Here is a 16,330-nt window from a genome sequence, read left to right as displayed (position 1 = left end):
TTCACGCCCGCGCCAGCCGTTCCACCGCCGCCTCCAACTCCGGCCGGAGTGCGGCCAGGCGGGCCTCCGCGTTCGGGCTCCAGCTACTCACGCGGACGCCGAGCACGCGCGCATCCGGCGCGGATCCGAACGCCTTGAGCTCGAGCACGCCGTCCAGCTCCTCCCACGTGCGCGCGATCTCGTGATCGGTTCGCACCAACTCGTGTCCGCGCAGCGCGAGGCCGGAGCGCAGGCGGGGCGGATCCGACGACCCGATCGAGACCTCGGCGGTCAGCCAGGTGTGCAGCCCGGCGGCGTAGCGCTCTTGGACCAGCTCCGTGTAGTCGAAGGTCGCGGGGCGGAAGAGCGAGAGGCTGACCTTGTCCCGACCGTACCAGCGCTCGACGTAGTGCTTGAAGACCGCGAGCGCCATGGCCCAACCGGAGTCGATGCCTTGCGTGATCTCCGAGTCCGGATCGGCGGATCCGAAGCCGGAGTGCACGAGGGTGAGGACGGTCACGCCGTCCCGGTATGTGAGCACCGTCTCCTGCCGGAAAGCGATGCCGTCCATCTCGCCTTCGAGCACGAGGCGGCGCTCGGGCTCGACCTCGAGCACGCGGTAGCGGTGCTCCCCGTGCCCGTGGAAGACGTGGACGATCTCCCCTCCGGGCTCCAGGGATCCGTGCCCTTCATCCGCGAACCATCGGGCCACGTGGGCGGGCTCGGCCCAGGCGGCCCACACGCGGGCGGGTTCGGCCTCGACGCGGATCTCGCGTTCGTCTCTCCAAGGCAGTGGGTCGGTCATGATGGAGTGGGGTGAAGGGTGAGGGTGAGGCGGAACGGCTCTGCGTCCTTCGCGTCGGGCTCCGTGACCTCGAAGGGACGGGCGCAACGGGCCACGACGTCCGTGAGGGCGCGCACCAGCGCGTCGGCGAAGGCACCGCGCTCGGCCGCGTCCGCGAACCGGATGCGCGTCGACAGCGTCAGCGTGGGCACACGCGTCTCCGGGCCGGACTCCAGCACCGCGGTGACGTCGCGCTGGACCTGGTGCACCGCCCCCAGGAGGTGGGCGAGGCTCTCCCGGTCCCCGCCGGAGAGGCGGGCGGCGAGCGGTCCGAGGAGATCCGGCGACAGCGCATAGCTGTCGGCCCGAGCCCGATAGCGCTTCTCGACCACGGCGCCCCGGCGCTCCCCGGTCTCCTCGTCCAGCAGGCCGGCGTCCACCAGCTGACGGAGATGGTAGCCGAGCCGCTGGCGCGTCTCGCCGAGCCGATCCGCCAGATCCACCGCCGAGACGCCGGCGCGCGCCAGCTCCAGGATGCGACGTCGGGGCTCCTTCAGGAGCACCAGCGCGCGCTCCACGTCGTCGATGATCTGGACAGACTCGAGGTCGGGCGGGATCCGGTTCATGACGGACAAATTATGTTGTCCGTTAGCCCCGGTCAACCGGCACGGACGCGGAACGGGCCGCAACCTTCCGGTTGCGGCCCGTCGCCTCCCGAAGCGCGGCCCGTCGCCTCCGGACGCGCAGCGCCTCGGCGAGCCTACTCGATCTGACCCAACGCCCAGGCCGCGGCCTCCCGTACGGCGGGGGAGTCGTCCGTGGCGAGCAGCTCCGTCAGCGCCGGGATGGCGCTCGCGCTCTCGATCTGTCCCAGCGCCCAGGCCACGTTGATGCGGACCGTGGGCTCGCCGTCCCGCAGGGCCTCCACGAGCCGAGGCACGGCCGAGGCGCGCTCCAGCCGACCGAGCGCCCAGGCGGCGTTCCGTCGCACCACCCGATCCGGATCGGAGAGCCGCTCCGCCAGGTCGGCCTCCGCCGCCGTGTCCTCGATCCCACCCAGCGCCCAGGCGGCGCCCGCGCGTCGACGCGCGTCGGGGTGGTCCAGCAGGCCCCGCACGCCGGGCCCCGCCTCGCTCCAGCCGCCCGCGCCCAGAGCGCGCAACGCCGCCAGCGCGGGCTCCGCCGCGGCGCTCCGGGCCCGCTCGACGAGCGCCGGCACCGCCGACGGCTCCCGCTCCCCCCCGAGGACCAGCGCGGCCACGACCCGGACGCAGGCGTCGGGCTCCGCGAGCGCGTCGAGCAGCCGTCCGCGCTCGCCGGCGGCCAGCGCGCGGCCCATCCACGCGCCGGCCGCGCGCTCCGCGTCGGGATCCGGCGCGCCCGGGGCGTCCACCACGCTCAGGGTCCGACCGGGTCCCCACCGCCCGCCCACCGTGCGCTGCGCGAGGGCGCAGCTCAGGGGGCGGAGTCCGCGGACGGCGTCCAGAAGCGCCTCCACGTCGCCGGCGACCTGTGCCCGGGCCGGTCCGGTCCGGGACCCCACCTCCCGGTTCGTCCCCTCGTCCGGACCGGACGCGGCCACGAGCACCGCCAGCGTCAGCGCGGGCACGCCCAGGACACCGACCCACGCGCGGAGGGACATCACTCCACTCCGCCGGGGCGAGGCCGGGGCTGGGGGCGGGGCCTCGGCTGCGGACGCGGATCGGGGTTGTTCCACCCGCCGCCTCCCAGGGCGCGCGCCGCGGCCGCCCGGATCTGTTCATCGGGATCCTGGAGCAGGGGCGCGATCGCTTCCAGGGCGGCCTGTCCTCCGATCTCGCCCAGCGCATGCAACGCTCCGCTGCGCACGGAGGGATCCTCATGCTGGAGCAACTCGATCAGGCGTGGGACGGCGCTCCGGTCCTCGATCTGACCCAGGGCCCAGATGGCCTGACCGCGCACACGCGTGTCGTCGTCCGTGAGGGCGTCCAGGAGCGCCGTCGGCGCGCTGCGCGGCTCGATCTGTCCGATGGCCCACGCGGCCTGCGCCCGCACGGACGCGGACGCGTCATTCCGCAGCGCGGCCGCCAGCGCATCCGTGGCGGCGTCATCCTCGATCTGGCCGAGCGCCCACGCCGCCTGGCTGCGGACCTGGTCGGCATCGTCGCGCAGTGCAGTCATCAGCCCGTCGACGGCCGCCCGGTCCTCGATCTGGCCCAGCGCCCACACCGCCTGGCCCCGGACCTGGGCGTCGGGGTCCGAGAGCAGCGCCAGGAGCGGCTCCACCGCCGCGCCGGATTCGATCTGACCCAGGGCCCAGACGGCCTGGGCGCGCAGCTCGGCGTCGTCGTCCCCGAGCGCGCGGGTGAGCGCGGGCACCGCCTCGGAGCTCTCGATCTGACCGAGGGCCCAGACCGCAGTGCGCCGCACGTCCAGGTCGGCATCGTTCTCCAGCGCGTACATCAGCGCCGGGACCGCGGCGGGATCCTCGATCTGCCCGAGCGCCCAGGCCGACGTCCTGCGCACCTCCACGCTGCCATCGGTGCGGAGCGCCTGGGACAGCGCCGCCACCGACCGGGGGTCGAGGCGGGCGTCCTGTTCGTCCACCTCCACGTCCGCCTGTGGAGCGGGTGTGAGCGCCGCTCCGACGGCGTCGGCGACCGCGTCGGCGAGGTCGGCTGCGGGCACCTCGGCCGCCCCCTCGTCGTGCGCGGGCGCGGAGACCGGCACCGCCGCCGCGAGGGGCACTACCGCCACCCCGACGGCGGCCAGGATCAGCACGGCGCGGAGCGGTCCGGTGCGCGTGCGATCGGCGCTCCGGTCGAGGATGGCCAGCACGCGGCCTTCGAACCCGTCCGTGTGGGCCAGACAGGCGGCGGGTGCGAGGCGGGCACGGCCCGCGACCTGGGCCGCCACGTCCACCAGGTGGCCGGCGTAGTCGGAGGCGCGCGCGCCTCCACCCAGCACACGGTCGTCGGCCGCGCGCTCCGCCTCGGCGTGCAGACGGCGATCGGCCCACCAGGCCAGCGGGTGGAACCAGTACAGGGCGAGCGCCACGCGGCTCAGCGCCAACCAGCGCGCGTCGGCGCGGGCCACGTGGGCCGCCTCGTGCTCGAGCACGAGGCGGAGACGGTCGTCGGTCCACACATCCGAACGTGCGGGCAGGAGGATCCGGGATCTCCGCACGCCCCACGTCAGCGGCGTCGAGACGGTGGCGCTGATCACCAGCTCGACGGGCCGCTCCACCCCCGCACGCGCGAGGGCCCGATCGAGCGCACGGCGTTCGCGGCCCTCCGTCAGGCGAAGTCCGGTGCGCGTACGGTGCGCCAGCACCGCCAGCCCCAGGCCCAGGTGCCCGAGGATCAGGAGCGCGCCCACGGCCCACAGGCCGGCCAGCGCGGTCCCGACGCCCGGTGCCGTAGCCGACGCGGGCCGGACCGGAGACGACCGTACCGCCGCGAAGGTCTCGCCGGCCTCCGCGTGCGGGGGAGCGGACTCCACCCGCGCGACCGGCGAGGGCGTCTGCGGCGCGGACCCGACTGCCTGCGCGTCCACCGTGCTGCGCGCCGGCAGCACCGCCCAGTCGAGCGCCGAGGCGCTGAGGAGCGGCAGGGCCAGCAAGGCCAGCGTGGCGGCGGCCCACAGGCTGTGGCGCACGGCCGCGGACGCGCGCCGCAGCAGCCAGGCCGTGGCGCCGACCGTGGTCAACAACACCGTCGCCTTGAGCGCGATCTCCGCGGCCAGTCCCGCAGACGCCGTTCCGTCGAACATCATCCAGTCCATCATCCCGTCACCTCCCCTCTCCACGTGTGCGTCGGATCTCCTGGCGCAGCCGCTCCAGCACGTCCTCGGGGCTGCGCGTGTCGGACATGCGCAGCAACGCTGCCGCCGCCCGCTCCGCAGAGCCGTCGAAGAACGTGGTCACCAGGTCCTTCAGCGCCGCCTTGCGCGCGCGGTCCTGCCGGACCGCCGGCTCGTACAGGTAGCGCTTGCCTTCCGCCGTGCGCTCGACGTGCCCCTTCTCGCTGAGCACCCGCAACGTGGAGCGCACGGCCGAATAGCTCAGAGCCTCCGGGATGCGCTCCTGGATCTCCGATACCGTGGCCGGAGACCCCGCAAAGAGGGCGCTCATCACCTGCCGCTCCCTGCGGCTCAATCGGGACAGGACACCGTCGCTCATGCCGTTCCTCCAAATGCTCAAAATTCACCATGTGCTCAAATCCTACCACTCGGCATCCCTGAGGGTCAAGGGGGCGGGCGCCGTGCCCGGTCCGGTGAGGGGCCCGTGGGTGGGACGTGCGGGGCGGGGGTGGGGTTTGGACGTCGCGCACCCGGCGACCCCTGGCGGGTATCCGTAGGCCGCATGGACGACGCGATCCGCATCCGGGGCGCCCGGCAGCACAATCTCCAGAACCTCGATCTGGACCTGCCCCGCCGCACGCTCACCGTCATCACGGGACCCAGCGGCTCGGGCAAGTCCTCGCTCGCGCTCGACACCCTCTTCGCCGAAGGCCAGCGGCGCTACGTGGAGTCGCTTTCCACCTACGCGAAACAGTTCCTGGACCGGGTGGAGAAGCCGGCGGTCGATCGCATCGAGGGCGTCGCGCCGTCGGTCGCCATCGAGCAGAAGAACCCGACCAAGAGCAGCCGCTCCACCGTGGGCACCGCGACGGAGGTCTACGACTACCTGCGGCTGCTCTGGGCGCGGGTGGGCACCACCCACTGCCCGTCCTGCGACCGCGTGGTGCGACCCGACACGCCCGCGAGCGTCGCCGACGCGCTCGAGGCGCTGCCCCCCGGCACGCGGATCGTGCTGGGATTCCCGCTGGAGACCAGTGCCAAGGTGCGGCACCCGACCGTGGTGGAGAACCTGCGCGCGCTCGGGTTCCTGCGCGTGCAGGTGGGACCGACCTCGTTCGACCTGACCGCGGCGGACGCGACCGACCCGGATGCCCTGGGGGTGGACCTGGCGGACGTGCGCGACGGCCTGGTGGTGGTGGATCGGCTCAAGGCGGGGGCGGTCGAGCGCGACCGCCTGGTGGACTCCATCCAGACCGCCTTCACCGAAGGAGAGGGCGAGGCTGTCGCGTGGCTCGCCGACGGGCAGGTCCTGCGCTTCACCGAGCGCTTCCGGTGCCCCGACCATCCGACCGTGACGTTCCTGGAGCCCACGCCCCGGCTCTTCTCGTTCAACAACCCGTACGGGTCGTGCCCCCGCTGTACGGGCTTCGGCGCCACGCTGGAGTACGATCCGGCCCTGATCGTCCCCAATCCCACGCGCTCGATCGCGGAGGGTGCGGTCGACCCGTGGGAGAAGCCGCGCTACGACAAGGAGCGGGACCGGCTGCGGCGGTTCGCACGGGCGCAACGCGTCGCGCTGGACATGCCCTGGGAACGGCTCACCCAGCGGTTCCGCAAGGCGGTGCTGAACGGCACGGACGGGTTCGAGGGGGTCATCCCCTTCCTCCAGTCACGCGAATCCAAGCGCTACAAGCAGTACATCCGCGTCTTCCTCCGGCAGTACCAGACGCCGAAGACCTGTCCGGCGTGCAAGGGGACGCGGCTGCGTCCGGAGGCGCTGCGGATCCGCGTGGCCGGATGGACCATCGCCGACGCGGCCGACCGCGTCGTCGAGGAGCTGGCCACGTGGGTGCGCGAGCTGGACCTGCCGCCGATGGCGGCGGCGGTGGCCGCCACCATCCAGCGCGAGCTGGAGGCGCGGCTGTCCTTCCTTCTGGATGTGGGGCTGGGCTACCTGACCCTGTCCCGGCAGATGCGGACCCTGTCCGGCGGTGAAGCCCAGCGCATCCACCTGGCCAACTCGCTCGGCGCCAGCCTGGTGGACACCCTGTACGTGCTGGACGAGCCGACCATCGGCCTGCACCCGCGCGACACGCGGGCCTTGCTGGACCTGCTCGCCCGCCTGCGCGACGCCGGCAACACCGTGGTCATGGTCGAGCACGACAGCGACGCCATCCGGCGCGCCGACCATGTCGTCGAGCTGGGGCCGGGTTCGGGGGAGCGCGGAGGACGCATCGTGTTCGAAGGCGCGCCGGAGGCGCTGCTGGACGCGGACACCGCCACCGGCCGCTTCCTCTCCGGGGCGAGCGCGGTCGAGGTGCCCGAGCGGCGGCGCTCCGTGCGCACCTCCCGCATCGAGCTGAAGGGGGCGCGCCTCCACAACGTGGACGGCATCGACGTCGTCTTTCCCGTGGGAGCCCGCACGGTGGTCACCGGCGTCTCGGGCTCGGGCAAGTCCACGCTCGTGCACGACATCTTCTACCGGGCGCTCGAACGCGAGCTGGGCGGGGGCGACACGTCCGCCAAGCAGCACCTGGGCGAGGAAGTGGGTGAGTACGCGAGCCTGCGGGGGCTGCAGCACGTGGAGAGCGTGGTGCTCGTCGACCAGTCGCCCATCGGACGGACGCCGCGCTCCAACCCGGTCACCTACATCGGTGCCTGGGCGGAGATCCGGCGCATCCTGGCCGAGCAGCCGCTGGCGCGGCAGCGCGGCTACGAGGCCAAGGCCTTCTCGTTCAATGTGGAGGGCGGTCGCTGCGAGGCCTGCAAGGGAGCGGGGCAGGTGGAGATCGAGATGATCTTCATGGCGGATGTCTTCGTCCCGTGCGACGTGTGCGGCGGAACGCGATTCAAGCGCGAGATCCGCGACGTGCGCTACCGGGGATTGGACGTCGCCCGCATCCTCGATCTGACGGTGGACGAGGCGATCCGCTTCTTCCTGAAGGAGGACCGCCTGGGACAGACGCTGTGGCAGCTCCAGCAGGTGGGGCTGGGGTATCTGCGGCTGGGTCAGCCGGCGCCCACGCTGTCCGGCGGAGAGGCGCAACGGCTCAAGATCGCGCGGGAGCTCACGAGTGGTGGAGCGGGGAAGGGGGAGCGCCGCCTCTACCTCCTGGACGAGCCCACCACGGGGTTGTCGGGGGAGGACGTGCGCAAGCTGCTACGGGTCCTCGACCGTCTCGTGGATGCCGGTCACACCGTGGTGGTGATCGAGCACAACCTGGACGTGATCAAGACGGCCGATTGGGTCGTCGATCTCGGCCCGGGTGCCGGCGTGCAGGGCGGTCGGCTGGTGGCCATGGGCCGTCCCGAGGACATCGTGACGGCCCCGGACAGCGTGACCGGCCGGTACCTGGCCGAGGTGCTGCCGGCGGAGGCGCGGAGCGCCTGAACCATGCGGCGCTCTGGACAGCGTCGCCCGGACATGGAAACATGGCGGTCATGCCCGACATCTCCGTGTTGCTTCCCGTCCGCGACGGCGCCCCGTTCCTGGAAGAGGCGCTGCGCTCCATCCTGGACCAGACGTGGTCCGACCTCGAGGTCGTCGCCGTGGACGACGGCTCGAGCGACGGGACCGCCGCGCTCCTGACCCGGACCGCGCAGCTGGACGCGCGCCTGCGCGTCGTGCGCACCGACCCCCACGGCATCGTCGCGGCGCTGGAGCGGGCCCGCGCCGAAGCCCGGGCGCCGCTCCTGGCCCGCATGGACGCGGACGACATCGCTCCGCCGGACCGCCTGGAGCGGCAGCGGGCCCACCTGCTCGCCCACCCCTCCGTCACCCTGTGCGGGACGGCCGTGCGCTACTTCCCTCGGGATCTCCTGAAGGACGGGCGCGTCAAGTACGAAGCCTGGTTGAACTCGCTCGCGACCCCCGAGGAGATCGAGCGCGACCTGTTCGTCGAGTGCCCGCTCGCCCATCCCACGTTCCTGATGCGCGCCGCTGCCGTCGCCGAGGCGGGCGGCTACCGGGAGGGCCCGTGGCCGGAGGACTACGACCTCGTGCTGCGGCTGTGGGAGCGGGGCGCGCGCTTCGCCCGGGTCGAGGGGGAGCCGCTGCTGTGGCGGGACCATCCGTCCCGGCTCTCGCGGGTGGACCAGCGCTACTGGATCGATGCCTTCCGGCGCTTGAAGGTCGAGGTGCTGGCGCGCACCCTTCTTCGCGAGGGCCGGCCGGTGGTGGTGTGGGGCGCCGGACCGACGGGGAAGGCCTTCGCGCGTGAGCTGGCCGACGTGGGCCGGCCGGTCACGGCGTTCGTGGAGCTGGACCCGCGCAAGGTGGGGCAGACCATCCACGACGCCCCGGTGGTGGGGCCGAGGGACCTGTCGGGGCACCCCGACGCCTTCGTGCTCGCCGCCGTGTCCGGCGCCGAGGCGCGGTCGGAGATCCGCGGGGCCCTGGGCCGCCTCGGCCGGGTCGAGCTGCGGGATTTCGTCTCGGTCGCCTGACGGTCCGCGGGGGTGCCGCCGCACCCCGGCCCGGGGCCTCCGCCGCGGTTGCTCGAAAGCCCCGATCTGCGTTATTTTTCAAGGGCTTTCGGCGGTTCTCCACGACATGGACGCGCCGCTCGGGGCCCTTCCGGAACTCCCCCTCCCGAGCGCCGCCCTCGAGCCGGCGCCGGGACCTGATCCGGCCCGCGCTCCCGGCCGGGTCCGGGCTCTCCTGATCGGATGGCGATGAGCGAGAACGACGAGAACGAGATGCTCCCCACCGGCGGCGACGACGCCGGTGGCCCGCGGGTCCTCGAACGCCTCCTCGAAGACGAGATGCGGGATTCGTTCATCGACTACTCGATGAGCGTCATCGTGCAGCGCGCCCTCCCCGACGTGCGGGACGGCCTGAAGCCGGTCCACCGCCGCATCCTGTACGCGATGTCCGACCTGGGGCTCGGCCCCGGCCGGCCCTACAAGAAGAGCGCGACGGTCGTCGGTGAGGTCCTGGGCAAATACCACCCCCACGGCGACTCGGCGGTCTACGACTCGCTCGTGCGCATGGTGCAGGAGTTCTCGCTCCGCTATCCGCTGATCGACGGCCAGGGCAACTTCGGCTCCATCGACGGGGACTCGGCGGCCGCCTACCGCTACACCGAGGCCCGCCTCACGCGGCTCGCCACCGAGTTGCTGGAGGACATCGACAAGCAGACCGTCGACTTCAGCCCCAACTTCGACGGACGTCTGGACGAGCCGCGCGTGCTGCCGTCCAAGGCCCCCAACCTGCTGGTCAACGGCAGCTCCGGCATCGCGGTGGGGATGGCGACGAACATCCCGCCGCACAACCTGCGCGAGGTCGTGGCCGCCACGCAGGCGCTGATCGACGACCCCGAGCTGTCCCAGGCGGACCTGCTCAAGCACATCCCGGGGCCGGACTTCCCGACCGGCGGCATCGTGATGGGCCGCCGGGGGATCCACGAGGCCTACACCACCGGACGCGGACGCATCGTCATCCGGGCTCGGGTGGGCAAGGAGGAGACGCCGCAAGGCCGCGAGCGCATCATCATCACCGAAGTGCCCTTCATGGTGAACAAGTCGCGCCTGGTCGAGCAGATCGCCCAACTGGTGCGGGACAAGCGCATCGAGGGCATCGCCGACCTGCGCGACGAATCCGACCGCGACGGCATGCGCGTGGTGGTGGAGCTCAAGCGCGACGCCATCTACGACATCGTGCTGAACAAGCTGTTCAAGCACACGCAGATGCAGTCGACCTTCGGGACCATCCTGCTCGCGTTGGTGGACGGCGTGCCCAAGGTCATGGGCCTGCGGGAGATCCTGCTCCACTTCATCGACCACCGTCACGAGGTGGTCGTCCGACGCTCCGAACACGACCTCGAGAAGGCCAAGGAGCGGGAGCACATCCTGGAGGGCCTCAAGATCGCCGTCGACAACATCGACGAGGTCGTGGCCATTATCCGGGGCTCCCCGGACACCGAGCAGGCCTCCCTGCGCCTCCAGGAGCGCTTCGGGCTCTCCGATCGGCAGGCGCAGGCCATCCTGGACATGCGGCTCGGGCGCCTCACCGGCCTGGAGATGGACAAGCTGGACCAGGAGCTGTCCGAGGTCCGGGGCCAGATCGCGGAGCTGGAGCGCATCCTCGCCAGCCGCGAGGTGCGGATGGGCATCGTCAAGGACGAGCTCACCGACGTCGCCACCCGCTTCGGGGACGACCGCCGCACCGACATCACCGACTGGCACGGCGACCTGGACATGGAGGACCTGATCGCCGACGAGGAGATGGTGATCACGGTCACGCGCCAGGGCTACATCAAGCGCCTGCCCATCGACACCTACCGCGCCCAGCGGCGGGGGGGACGTGGGCTCCAGGGCATGGGCACCAAGGACGAGGACTGGGTCGAACACCTCTTCGTGGGCTCGAGCCACGACTACCTCATGGTGTTCACCCGCACCGGACAGTGCTACTGGATCAAGGTCTGGCAGCTCCCCGAGGCGGGGCGGCACTCCCGCGGCAAGCCCATCGTGAACCTGCTGGAGATGGGCGCGCACGAAGCCATCGCCGCGGTGGTCCCGGTCCGCGAGTTCAGCGACGACCGCTACCTCTTCTTCTGCACGCGCAACGGGCAGATCAAGAAGACCGCGCTGTCCGCGTACGGCAACGTGCGCTCGGTGGGTCTGAACGCCATGAACGTCCGGGAAGGGGACGAGCTCATCGACGTGCACATCACGTCGGGGGAGGACCAGATCGTCCTGGCCACCCGCAACGGGATGGCCATCCGCTTCGACGAGCAGGACACCCGGCCCATGGGCCGGGCCACCGAGGGCGTGCGTGGCATCGCGCTGCGCGACGACGACCACGTCGTCGGCATGGTGGTGGTTCCGCAGGAGGCGGGTGAGACCACGCTGCTCGTGGCCACCGAGAGCGGGATGGGCAAGCGCAGCGACGTGGACGAATACCGCCTGCAAGGCCGCGGCGGGTTCGGCGTGATCAACATCAAGACGTCCACCAAGACCGGGAAGGTGGTGTCCATCAAGGCGGTCCAACCCGCCAACCAGGTGATGATCATCACACGGGGTGGGGTGGTGAACCGGCAGCGGGTGGACGAGATCCGCGTGATCGGACGTGCCACCCAGGGCGTGCGCCTCATCAACCTGGATGACGGCGACACCGTGGTGGACGTGGCCCGCCTCGTGGTGGAGGACGACGACGACGAGGAGCAGGACGGCGTGGCCCTGGACGGAGAGGCGGACGCTCTCCCGGAGGAGGGCGTCTCCGACGCCGGCGATGAGGACGCGGGCGCCGGGGCGGAGGAGGACGCGTGAGCCCGACCGACACGGGCGCGCTCGTCGGGATCGACGACGTGCGCGAAGCGGCCGAGCGCATCCAGGGCGTGGTGGAGCGGACACCGTTGCTCCATGCCGAGGCGCTCTCCGAGGAGGTGGGCGCGGAGGTACGGCTCAAGTGCGAGTCATTGCAGCGGGCCGGAGCCTTCAAGATCCGTGGCGCCTACAACTTCATCGCCCAGCTTCCCCCCGAGGCGCTCGAGCGCGGGGTCATCACGTACTCCTCGGGGAACCACGCGCAGGCCGTGGCGCTCGCAGCGCGCCTGCTCGGCACGCGGGCGGTGGTGGTCATGCCGGTGACCGCGCCCGCCATCAAGCGCAGCGGGGCCCAGCGCCTGGGCGCGGAGGTCGTGCTGGAAGGCACCACCTCGTTGGAGCGGCGCGAGCGCGCCGAGCGCATCCAGGAAGAGCGTGGGCTCGCGATGGTGCCCCCCTTCGACCACCCGGACATCATCGCGGGCCAGGGCACGGTCGGCCTGGAGATCGTGGAGGACTGGCCGGACGTCGAGGTCGTGATCGTCTGCGTGGGTGGCGGGGGCCTGGCCAGCGGTGTCGGGGTCGCGCTGCGCGCCCTGCGGCCGGACACGGCGCTCTACGCCGTCGAGCCCACCGGGGCCGCGGCGTTGCGGGCGGCGCTCGACGCCGGAGAGCCGGTGACGCTGCCCGGCATCGACACCATCGCCGACGGGCTGGCCCCCGTGCGCGCCGGCGATCTCACCTACCGACACATCCGGGCACTCTACGACGACGTCGTGCTGGTGGAGGATCACGAGATCCGGGCGGCGGCCTCGGTCTTGCTGGCCCGCGTCAAGCTGGTGGTGGAGTTCTCCGGGGCCGCAGGCGTGGCCGCGCTGCGCTCGGGCCGGCTTCCACTCGCGGGACGGCGCGTGGCGGTGGTGTTGAGCGGGGGCAATCTCGATCCCTCCCTGCTGTCCCAGCTCTCGTGAGATCCCTCTAGCGACCGGTTCCGCACGTCCCTTCGTGCCGGACCCGGCAGGATGGGGCAGGTGAGGCACGGCAGCATCACGGACGTACCCGGCATCCGGGTCGGACACGCCGAGGTCCAGGGCGGCGGGTCCGGCTGCACCGTGGTGCTCGGCCCGTTCCGTGCGGCCGTCGAGGTCGGCGGCATGGCCACGGGCAGTCGCGAGCTGGCCGTCCTCTCCCCGCGTCACCTGGTTCCGCACGCCGACGCGATCGTGCTGACGGGCGGCTCCGCGTTCGGCCTCGCAGCCGCCGACGGCGTGATGCGCTGGCTGGAGTCCAAGGGCCGTGGCTTCGCCGTACGGGACGCGCGGGTCCCCATCGTCCCGGCTGCGGTGATCTTCGACCTGGCGCGCGGCGTCGGTCGGCCCGACGCGGCCCTCGGCGAGAAGGCGTGCACGTCCGCGTCGGACGCACCCGTCCCCCTCGGTGCGGTCGGAGCCGGCGCCGGGGCCACCATCGGCAAGATCGGAGGTGCCTCGACGGCGATGCGCTCGGGCCTGGGCTCGGCCTCGCTCCGCGTCGGCGGTCTCACGGTCGGGGCCCTGAGCGTCGTCAACGCGTTCGGGGACGTGCTGGACGCCTGGGGGGGCATCCTCGGCGGCGCGCGCGGGCCCGACGGTGTCTTCCTGAACACCGCCCGCGAGCTGCAGGACCGTCTGGCGCAGGGAGACCTCGCGGCCGGGACCGGGCCGGGCGAGAACACGACCCTCTCCGTCGTGGCCACCGACGCGCCGCTGTCCCGGGCAGCGCTGGCCCGGCTGGCGCGGATGGCGGCCACCGCGTTGCCCCGCCGCATCTCCCCCGTGAACACGCTTTTCGACGGCGATCTCACCTTCGTCGTGTCCACGGGCGAGGTGGCCGGCAACGTTCCGGCACCGGCCCTCGTTGCCCTGGGTGCGGCCGCTCGCGATTGTCTGGAGAGCGCGATCGAGAGCGCGGTGACCTCCGTGGGATGAGTGGTGTGAAGAGCCTGGTCCTGTTCGACATCGACGGAACCCTGGTGCGGGGAGGGCCGGCCAAGCCGGCGTTCCGCGACGCGCTCCTGCGCGTGTTCGGCACCACCGGCCCCATCGACACGCACTCCTTCTCGGGCAAGACCGACCCGCAGATCGCCCGCGAGCTGCTCGTCGAGGCCGGTCTGGACGCTCCGGCCGTGGATCGAGGTCTGCCGGACCTCTGGGACGCCTACCTGGCGGGCCTGGAAGCGGGGCTGGCGGGGCACCCCATGGACCTCCTGACCGGCGCCCGCGACCTGGTGGAGCATCTGGCGGAAGAGCCGGACGTGGCGTTGGGCCTGGTGACGGGGAACGTCGAACGAGGTGCGTGGCTCAAGCTGCGCTCCGTCGGGCTCGAGTCCTGGTTCCCGGTCGGCGGATACGGGTCGGACCACGAGCACCGGAACCACCTTCCCGGGATCGCGGTAGATCGCGCCCAGCGGCACTGGGGCGTCGATTTCCAGCCCGACGCCGTGGTGGTCGTGGGAGACACGCCCCGGGATGTCGAATGCGGCCGGTGGTTCGGCGCCCGCACCGTGGCGGTGTGCACGGGGAGCTATTCGGCCGAAGACCTGGCCGGCTGCGGCGCCCACCATGTGCTGGAGAGCTTCGAGGACGTCGAGGCGTCGGTGCGGGCCGTCCTGGCCAGCTGACGCGGCATACCCTCGAGGGCCCACCGTTCCCTCCCCGTGCCTCCGGTCGGTTGCTGAGGGAGCGTCGGTCGGTCACCTTTACCTGGATGAACGTCGGTGCCCTCCGCGTGCGGAAGGCCCACACGTGTACCTGGAGGAGCAGCGGACGTGGCTAGAGCGCAGAAGAGCGGCGGCATGAGCCGGTTCTACGCGATCCTGGCGGTGGTGGCCGTCGCCGGGATCGCCATCGTGGGCTACCAGGTCGCCTCCAAGGGCGGCACGGCCGCGGCCCCCGTCGAGGTGGAAGGTCTGGACGACCAGGCTCGCCTCATCGAGATGGCCCAGGGGATGGTGCTGGGCAATCCCGACGCGCCGGTCACCATCTGGGAGTTCGGGGACTTCCAGTGCCCGTCCTGTCGCATCTGGTTCCAGCAGGTCAAGAACCTGATCGACGTGAACTACATCCAGACCGGCAAGGCGCGCTTCGTCTACTACGACTGGCCCATCACCCAGGCGCATCCCAATGCATTCCTGGCGGCCCGCTCGTCGCGCTGCGCCGCCGAGCAGGACATCTACTGGGAGTACCACAAGTCGCTCTTCGACAACCAGGCGGTGTGGTCGAACCTCGGTTCGCCCATCGGTCAGTTCCGCAGCATGGCCGAAGCGCTGGGCGCGGACGGGGGTGACTTCGAGGACTGCGTGCGCAGCGAGAAGTACGCCGACATCGTGACCGCGCAGATGCGCCTGGGTCAGGAGCTCGGCGTGGGCGGCACGCCCACCGTGCTCGTCAGCTCCGGCGGGGGGCGCGCCATCCGGCCGGGCTCGCAGGACTACGCGGGCATCAGCGCCGTCGTCGAGGAGCTGCTCGGGGAGTCATGAGCGCACCGCCCAGGAACCGCATGGCCATCGCCATGCTGGCCCTGATCGGATTCTTCGTCGCGCTGTACCTCTTCGCCCACAACCTCGGCCTGACCGGGCCGATCCAGTGTGGCGTGGGCGACTGCGGCACCGTGCAGGCGAGCCAATGGGCCACGCTGGGGGGCATCCCCGTCTCGGCCATCGGATTGGCCGGCTACCTGGCGCTGCTGGTCCTGGCGCTCGTCGGCCTCCAGCCCTCCTTCGCCGCCCGGCGGGGGGTGGCGCTGGGTCTGTTCGGCGGGAGTCTCCTGGGCGTGCTCTTCTCGGGGTGGCTCACCTGGCTGGAGGCGTTCGTCATCCACGCCTGGTGTCAGTGGTGCGTCCTGTCCGCCGTGATCATCTCCCTGGTCTTCCTGGCTGCGCTCCCCGAGGCGCGACGGCTCACCAGAACGACTCCCTGAGGGCCCGCTCCAGGTCCCACTCCCGGACCACCGGCGGCGGCCAGGTGCCGTCGCGCGCCGCGGCCCGGATGTCGTCCAGCTCCTTCAGCGCACGCTCGGCCACGTCGGGCGCGATGTCGCCCCGCTGGACGGCTGCCAGGAACTGGTCCTCGTCCAGCACGGTGAGCCGGCCGTCCGGCGACATCCAGACGTCGAGGAACAGGTCCGTCGTGGACCAGCGACCCTCTTCCTCGAAACGCGCGGGAGTGAGGATGTTGGCGTAGAAGCCCGCGAAGGTGTGGTCGGTCAGGTAGAAGCGACCGATGTCGTGCCATGCGCCGGGGAAGGTGAACCACACGACGTCCGATCCGGGCTCCATCGCCAGATCGCCGCGGACCCGTTTGGCGGGCACGTCCACCTCCTCGGCGAGCGTGATCTTGACGTCGTCGCCGTCGTAGACCATGCGCTGCACGTACACCTGCTCGCGGTCGGGCAGGCGGAGGTAGTGGATGCGGACCTGGCCGGGATCGGACATGCGAGGCGGTTCCTGTGCCACGCACGCGGGGGGACGCGCGGGAGACCTGC

14 protein-coding genes are annotated in these 16,330 nt (G+C 72.0%); 8 read left to right on the top strand and 6 right to left on the bottom strand.

Going from position 1 to position 16,330, the window contains the following annotated elements:
- Window position 1: 1 nt before the first annotated feature.
- From R3E98_15910 to R3E98_15890, 5 genes are all read right to left on the bottom strand, one after another.
- Window positions 2–784: an SRPBCC domain-containing protein gene (locus tag R3E98_15910; protein ID MEZ4424897.1), complete on the bottom strand. Its 783-nt coding sequence runs from the start codon at window positions 782–784 to the stop codon at window positions 2–4.
- Window positions 781–1,389 carry a winged helix-turn-helix domain-containing protein gene (locus R3E98_15905; GenBank protein ID MEZ4424896.1) on the bottom strand — a complete coding sequence of 203 codons (609 nt, stop codon included), beginning with the start codon at window positions 1,387–1,389 and terminating at the stop codon, window positions 781–783. Before R3E98_15905 ends, R3E98_15910 begins: the two co-directional genes overlap by 4 nt.
- Window positions 1,390–1,523: 134 nt before the next feature.
- Complete coding sequence (locus R3E98_15900) at window positions 1,524–2,405, bottom strand: HEAT repeat domain-containing protein (protein MEZ4424895.1); 882 nt, start codon at window positions 2,403–2,405, stop codon at window positions 1,524–1,526.
- The gene (locus tag R3E98_15895; protein MEZ4424894.1) at window positions 2,405–4,528 is read right to left on the bottom strand and encodes a M56 family metallopeptidase; all 2,124 of its coding nucleotides are present in this window, start codon (window positions 4,526–4,528) and stop codon (window positions 2,405–2,407) included. Before R3E98_15895 ends, R3E98_15900 begins: the two co-directional genes overlap by 1 nt.
- A gap of 4 nt (window positions 4,529–4,532) precedes the next feature.
- Window positions 4,533–4,922, bottom strand: a complete 390-nt coding sequence (locus R3E98_15890) for a BlaI/MecI/CopY family transcriptional regulator (GenBank protein ID MEZ4424893.1) — start codon at window positions 4,920–4,922, stop codon at window positions 4,533–4,535.
- Window positions 4,923–5,105: 183 nt separating this feature from the next.
- Between R3E98_15890 and uvrA the strand changes: the two genes are divergently transcribed.
- The 8 genes from uvrA (at window position 5,106) to R3E98_15850 (ending at window position 15,766) form a co-directional block, all read left to right on the top strand.
- Window positions 5,106–7,934 (top strand): excinuclease ABC subunit UvrA, encoded by a 2,829-nt coding sequence (uvrA, locus tag R3E98_15885; protein MEZ4424892.1) that lies wholly within the window; start codon window positions 5,106–5,108, stop codon window positions 7,932–7,934.
- Window positions 7,935–7,975: 41 nt separating this feature from the next.
- Complete coding sequence (locus R3E98_15880; GenBank protein ID MEZ4424891.1) at window positions 7,976–8,989, top strand: glycosyltransferase; 1,014 nt, start codon at window positions 7,976–7,978, stop codon at window positions 8,987–8,989.
- Window positions 8,990–9,217: 228 nt separating this feature from the next.
- A complete protein-coding gene (gene gyrA, locus R3E98_15875) occupies window positions 9,218–11,812 on the top strand; it encodes a DNA gyrase subunit A (protein MEZ4424890.1) in 2,595 nt (864 codons plus the stop codon).
- Window positions 11,809–12,780: a threonine/serine dehydratase gene (locus R3E98_15870; GenBank protein ID MEZ4424889.1), complete on the top strand. Its 972-nt coding sequence runs from the start codon at window positions 11,809–11,811 to the stop codon at window positions 12,778–12,780. Before gyrA ends, R3E98_15870 begins: the two co-directional genes overlap by 4 nt.
- A 60-nt stretch (window positions 12,781–12,840) precedes the next feature.
- Window positions 12,841–13,776, top strand: a complete 936-nt coding sequence (locus R3E98_15865; GenBank protein MEZ4424888.1) for a P1 family peptidase — start codon at window positions 12,841–12,843, stop codon at window positions 13,774–13,776.
- A 5-nt stretch (window positions 13,777–13,781) separates the two neighbouring features.
- Window positions 13,782–14,468, top strand: coding sequence for an HAD hydrolase-like protein (locus R3E98_15860; GenBank protein MEZ4424887.1), 687 nt, complete (start codon window positions 13,782–13,784; stop codon window positions 14,466–14,468).
- Window positions 14,469–14,615: 147 nt separating this feature from the next.
- Window positions 14,616–15,326 (top strand): thioredoxin domain-containing protein, encoded by a 711-nt coding sequence (locus tag R3E98_15855; protein ID MEZ4424886.1) that lies wholly within the window; start codon window positions 14,616–14,618, stop codon window positions 15,324–15,326.
- Window positions 15,323–15,766: a vitamin K epoxide reductase family protein gene (locus tag R3E98_15850; protein MEZ4424885.1), complete on the top strand. Its 444-nt coding sequence runs from the start codon at window positions 15,323–15,325 to the stop codon at window positions 15,764–15,766. The genes R3E98_15855 and R3E98_15850 overlap by 4 nt, the downstream gene beginning before the upstream one ends.
- Here R3E98_15850 and R3E98_15845 read toward each other — a convergent pair.
- The gene (locus R3E98_15845; GenBank protein MEZ4424884.1) at window positions 15,747–16,280 is read right to left on the bottom strand and encodes a DUF402 domain-containing protein; all 534 of its coding nucleotides are present in this window, start codon (window positions 16,278–16,280) and stop codon (window positions 15,747–15,749) included. The genes R3E98_15850 and R3E98_15845 overlap by 20 nt on opposite strands.
- Window positions 16,281–16,330 lie beyond the last annotated feature (50 nt).

This window comes from Gemmatimonadota bacterium, from assembly GCA_041390125.1.
Taxonomy (GTDB): Bacteria; Gemmatimonadota; Gemmatimonadetes; order Longimicrobiales; family Gaopeijiaceae; genus JAGQIF01.
Note: the sequence above shows the minus strand (reverse complement) of the source record. Positions and strands in the feature narration are given on the sequence as shown.

Bases quoted from the DNA above. Each gene is read 5' to 3' on its own strand.
- uvrA (MEZ4424892.1), top strand. From the start codon at position 5,106: ATGGACGACGCGATCCGCATCCGGGGCGCCCGGCAGCACAATCTCCAG.
- R3E98_15905 (MEZ4424896.1), bottom strand. From the start codon at position 1,389: ATGAACCGGATCCCGCCCGACCTCGAGTCTGTCCAGATCATCGACGAC.
- R3E98_15850 (MEZ4424885.1), top strand. From the start codon at position 15,323: ATGAGCGCACCGCCCAGGAACCGCATGGCCATCGCCATGCTGGCCCTG.
- R3E98_15910 (MEZ4424897.1), bottom strand. From the start codon at position 784: ATGACCGACCCACTGCCTTGGAGAGACGAACGCGAGATCCGCGTCGAG.
- R3E98_15880 (MEZ4424891.1), top strand. From the start codon at position 7,976: ATGGCGGTCATGCCCGACATCTCCGTGTTGCTTCCCGTCCGCGACGGC.
- R3E98_15845 (MEZ4424884.1), bottom strand. From the start codon at position 16,280: ATGTCCGATCCCGGCCAGGTCCGCATCCACTACCTCCGCCTGCCCGAC.
- R3E98_15890 (MEZ4424893.1), bottom strand. From the start codon at position 4,922: ATGAGCGACGGTGTCCTGTCCCGATTGAGCCGCAGGGAGCGGCAGGTG.
- R3E98_15900 (MEZ4424895.1), bottom strand. From the start codon at position 2,405: ATGTCCCTCCGCGCGTGGGTCGGTGTCCTGGGCGTGCCCGCGCTGACG.
- gyrA (MEZ4424890.1), top strand. From the start codon at position 9,218: ATGAGCGAGAACGACGAGAACGAGATGCTCCCCACCGGCGGCGACGAC.
- R3E98_15895 (MEZ4424894.1), bottom strand. From the start codon at position 4,528: ATGATGGACTGGATGATGTTCGACGGAACGGCGTCTGCGGGACTGGCC.